The organism is Nostoc sp. NMS7 (assembly GCF_017115085.1).
Classification (GTDB): domain Bacteria; phylum Cyanobacteriota; class Cyanobacteriia; order Cyanobacteriales; family Nostocaceae; genus Nostoc.
Window position 1 is genome coordinate 1 of sequence record NZ_JABXKJ010000023.1, and the last position, 3,817, is coordinate 3,817.

At 43.2% G+C, this 3,817-nt stretch carries 4 protein-coding genes; 1 reads left to right on the top strand and 3 read right to left on the bottom strand.

Going from position 1 to position 3,817, the window contains the following annotated elements:
- Positions 1-57: 57 nt before the first annotated feature.
- From HWQ38_RS01635 to HWQ38_RS01645, 3 genes are all read right to left on the bottom strand, one after another.
- The gene (locus HWQ38_RS01635; RefSeq protein WP_292789502.1) at positions 58-1,536 is read right to left on the bottom strand and encodes a cation:proton antiporter; all 1,479 of its coding nucleotides are present in this window, start codon (positions 1,534-1,536) and stop codon (positions 58-60) included.
- A gap of 251 nt (positions 1,537-1,787) precedes the next feature.
- Positions 1,788-2,075, bottom strand: coding sequence for a hypothetical protein (locus HWQ38_RS01640; protein ID WP_292789503.1), 288 nt, complete (start codon positions 2,073-2,075; stop codon positions 1,788-1,790).
- 256 nt (positions 2,076-2,331) lie between these two features.
- On the bottom strand, positions 2,332-2,745 hold the full coding sequence (locus tag HWQ38_RS01645; RefSeq protein WP_292789504.1) for an EVE domain-containing protein: 414 nt from the start codon (positions 2,743-2,745) through the stop codon (positions 2,332-2,334).
- 227 nt (positions 2,746-2,972) lie between these two features.
- Here HWQ38_RS01645 and HWQ38_RS01650 point away from each other — a divergent pair, with 227 nt between their 5' ends.
- Positions 2,973-3,713, top strand: coding sequence for an SIMPL domain-containing protein (locus tag HWQ38_RS01650; protein WP_292789505.1), 741 nt, complete (start codon positions 2,973-2,975; stop codon positions 3,711-3,713).
- Positions 3,714-3,817 lie beyond the last annotated feature (104 nt).

Consider the following 3,817-nt stretch of genomic DNA (forward strand, 5'->3'; position numbering starts at 1 on the left):
CCCAATGCCCAATGCCCAATGCCCAATGCCCAATGCCCAATGCCCAATGCCCAATGATTAAATATCCCCAGATTCTTTTGTTGTTTCTAGGTTCCCACTATCATTTGATGCTGGTACCCTCGACTGAGGTGGTTCAATTACTAACGAAGTCCCAGAGGAACCGTCTAAGATAAGTTGCTCTGAGCCTGCATCCACAGTTTTTGGGTCTGGAAATACAAATCGTAACAAAGGAGGAGCTAAAAAGGTTGTCAAGATAACCATCACGATAATTGCCGCCCCTAATGGTTTCGAGAGAGTGCCACTGGTAGCGCCGACGCTAGCAAACACCAACCCAACTTCGCCTCTGGGAATCATCCCCACACCGATCGCTAAACGGTTGATTTCCGGTTTACCAAACACGCTTAAGCCTGTGATTACTTTACCGAGAATGGCTACTGTGATCAGGAAAGTTGCCATAATTAGACCTTCACGATTGTCGGGAATTGCTGGGTTTAACACTCCCAAATCGGTTTTTGCCCCAACAGCCACAAAGAAAATTGGCACTAACATATCGGCAATCGGACAGACTTGCTTTTGTAGTTCTTTGCGCTTATCTGTCTCTTCTAAGACTAAACCCGCCGCAAAAGCTCCCAGAATTGCTTCTAAGTGGATAACGGCGGCAAGGTATGCCATAGCAAAAGCGAAGATGAATGCTGGGATTACCAGTTCACCGCGAGTCTTGAGTTTATCAGCGATCGCCACAAAGGACTTATTGAAAAGATTGCCTAGTAAGATTGCTCCTAAAATAAAACCAGTGGCGCTGATAATCAAATAAATAACTTTACTTACATCCACGACGCCATCTTTAGCTAAACTAGCAACTACCGCTAAAACGATAATTCCCAAAACGTCGTCAATTACGGCAGCACCCAAAATAATTTGCCCTTCTTTAGAATTGAGTCGCCCCAATTCTGACAGCACTTTGGAAGTAATACCAATACTAGTGGCAGTCAAAGCTGCCCCGGCAAAAATTGCGGGTATAGCATCGATACCAAACAAAATCATCAGTCCCACAGTACCAGCAGCAAAGGGTACTACTACCCCCACGACTGCGACGACGGTGGCTTGGATACCAACTGCGATTAAGTCTTTTAAGTTCGACTCCAAGCCGATTTCAAAGAGCAGGATGATCACACCCAATTCTGCCAAAACGGAAACCACCTCAGACTGCGCTGCAAACACCCCTGGAGTCGCTTCAGGGGTTAAACCAGCAGTGATTTGAAGGAAGGACATGATCAAAGAGTTAGAACTGTCTGTGCTGCCTTCTGGAAACACTAAAAGGTGGAAAGCAGAGATGCCAACTATCACACCACCTACGAGTTCTCCTAAGACAGGCGGCAAACCCACTTGGTTTGATAACTCTCCACCAACTTTGCTGGCGAGATAAATGACTACTAAGCTTAGTAGCACTGCTGCGACTACCATTGAACTGTCTGCGGCTTGTGTTGCGCTAGCCAGCAGAGGAAAAGTGAAGCTGATTGGATCTAACAAATGCATGGGTTCTGTGAAAATCCTTCTCTTTGATTCTGACGCGTTTCTGAAAAACATCTATCTGTGCCAATGGAGACGTGATTGGCAATAGTCAAACCTAATGCTGTGGCAGTAACGGTAGGACTACCATCGCTTAAGCCGTAATGCACTCTAGTACCACAAGGCGGAATTCAAAATTCAAACAGGTCTATAGAGTAAGCGTTTCATTGATTTTGAATCGGTGGTTTATTTACGCCGTGCTGTACTAGCTTTATCTATCAAAATTTAAACCTTTGCAACAAATGCTCTTCCATATATAAGAAACCCTTAAGCATTTCTTGCAAATCTATAACCAGTTGCTGCAAACGCTTAATACTTTGCAACAAATGCTCTTCCATATATAAGAAACCCTTAAGCATTTCTTGCAAATCTATAACCAGTTGCTGCAAACGCTTAATACTTTGCAACAAATGCTCTTCCATATATAAGAAACCCTTAAGCATTTCTTGCAAATCTATAACCAGTTGCTGCAAACGCTTAATACTTTGCAACAAATGCTCTTCCATATATAAGAAACCCTTAAATGATTGCAGCAATTGTTGTAATGAGCTGATGAATTAATTTACTATCGGAAATTTCCGAATAATCTAGGTGAAATTAACTAATGACTCTCGCGTTGCGGTTTGATTTTGTATTAGTCCACGAAGGTGGACTTCTCTGCGAGACGCTGTTCGCGTTCGTTTGTATAGCCGCGAATTCTATTCCCCAAGGCTTAAATTGACACTAATGTTTATGAATTATCCGATTGTTTTTAAATAAGTATTAATTTATACTATTTGTCAGATAAATCAAGCGTTGCCAGTAGACTTCCCCAACCGGGACTACAGACAGTCTCGGAAGTCGCAGCAAATCAAAATCTGTGAATTTATTGTCCTGTTTTATTTGGGCTAGGGTAACGGGTTGGTATACTCTTCGTAATGCCCGTACATCTACAACTGCCAGTTTGCTGTCATTGAGTGCTGGATCGATATAGGGTTGACTAACTATCTCTGCTAAACCGATGACTTGCCGTTCTTTGCCTGTGTGATAAATTAACGCCAAGTCACCAAGAAGCATGGTACGTATATGTTTGAGTGCTAGAGAATTATTGACTCCATCCCAAACTGTACTACCGTCTCGTTCCAAATCGAAGTAGGAATAATTTTCCGGTTCAGTTTTTAGCAGCCAATACGCCACGACAAAATCTCCAAAAAGGCGAGTGTAATTTTTTTAGTTTCCAAAAATGTAACCATTTCAGCATTTGACGATCGCAGTGTCAAAGTAAGAACATACAAATCGGATAAGTGCGATCGCACTGAAGTTATGAAAAACTTGTGGTAGCCGTTGACTCTTAACGGCCACCAGAAGATTGTTACATACCCTTGTTAAAAACATCTGTGGATACTTTGAGGAGTGCAAATATTATGACTAGAGCCGCTTTACCCGGTTTTCAGTTTCCAAATGGGAACTTGTGGAAAATACTGCCTTTAGCAATGCTTTTATGTGCAACTTTTGTACTACCTGCGTTGGCACAAGAAAAAGAGAAATTGTGGCGAACCCTTAGTGTCAGTGGTCACGGAGTCGAAACGACTCCTGCAACCCTGGCGCAAGTCAGTTTAGGAGTGGAGATTCAAGGGAAAACAGCACAGGAGGTACAGCAAGAAGCCGCCCGGAGGTCATCTGCTGTGGTTGCGTTTCTCAAGAGCCAAAATGTTGAAAAATTACAAACTACTGGTATCAGTCTCAACCCAGTTTACAGCTACACCAATAATGTGCAACGGATTACAGGCTATGCTGCCAATAACACCGTGAGTTTTCGCATTCCTACCGAGCAAGCTGGTACATTATTGGATGATGCAGTGAAGGCTGGTGCAACACAAATTAACGGCATTAGTTTTGTTGCGAATGATCAAGCGATCGCCTTAGCGCAAAAACAAGCATTAAAAGAAGCCACCCAAGATGCCCAGCAGCAAGCTGATGCTGTTTTCAGTGCTTTGGGTTTCAAATCCAAAGAAATAGTCAGCATTCAAGTTAATAATGCCAATCCACCTCGACCACCCATGTTTTTACGGGCTGAGGCTGCTAAGTCAGCAGATGCTTCCACGCCTGTAATTGGCGGTGAACAGGAAGTGGAAGCATCGGTGACGTTGCAAATTAGTTATTAGTCATTAGTCATTAGTCCTTTGTCATTTGTGAAGACAAAGGACTAATAATCAATGCCCAATGCCCAATGCCCAATGCCCAATGCCCAATGCCCAATGCCCAATGC